The following is a 384-nucleotide window of genomic DNA, read 5'->3' as shown; positions in this document are numbered from 1 at the left end:
ATGGGGCCTTAGCTCAGCTGGGAGAGCGCCTGCCTTGCACGCAGGAGGTCAGCGGTTCGATCCCGCTAGGCTCCACCAAATTATTTAAATATTCCTGGCGGCGTAGCTCAGCTGGCTAGAGCGTACGGTTCATACCCGTGAGGTCGGGGGTTCGATCCCCTCTGCCGCCATCTTGAAGGACCTTTAGCTCAGTTGGTTAGAGCAGACGGCTCATAACCGTCCGGTCGCAGGTTCGAGTCCTGCAAGGTCCACCATAGGAGATATAAATATTACGGAGGCATACCCAAGTCTGGCTGAAGGGATCGGTCTTGAAAACCGACAGGCGGGTTAAACCGCGCGTGGGTTCAAATCCTACTGCCTCCGCCATTTTTCAAAAAACAAATA

At 54.2% G+C, this 384-nt stretch carries 4 tRNA genes; all 4 read left to right on the top strand.

Annotated elements, in window-relative coordinates:
* Positions 1–2 precede the first annotated feature (2 nt).
* The 4 genes from QYB95_RS19170 to QYB95_RS19155 all read left to right on the top strand — a co-directional run bounded on the left by QYB95_RS19170 (position 3) and on the right by QYB95_RS19155 (position 366).
* Positions 3–78 (top strand) — tRNA-Ala (locus tag QYB95_RS19170).
* Between the two features lie 18 nt (positions 79–96).
* A tRNA-Met gene (locus QYB95_RS19165) sits at positions 97–170 on the top strand.
* A 7-nt stretch (positions 171–177) separates the two neighbouring features.
* Positions 178–254, top strand: a tRNA-Ile gene (locus QYB95_RS19160).
* Between the two features lie 19 nt (positions 255–273).
* Positions 274–366 (top strand) — tRNA-Ser (locus QYB95_RS19155).
* The last annotated feature ends 18 nt before the right edge of the window (positions 367–384 follow it).

The organism is Ureibacillus aquaedulcis (genome assembly GCF_030418165.1).
Classification (GTDB): Bacteria; Bacillota; Bacilli; order Bacillales_A; family Planococcaceae; genus Ureibacillus; species Ureibacillus aquaedulcis.
This window is presented reverse-complemented; position numbering and strand designations above follow the sequence as displayed.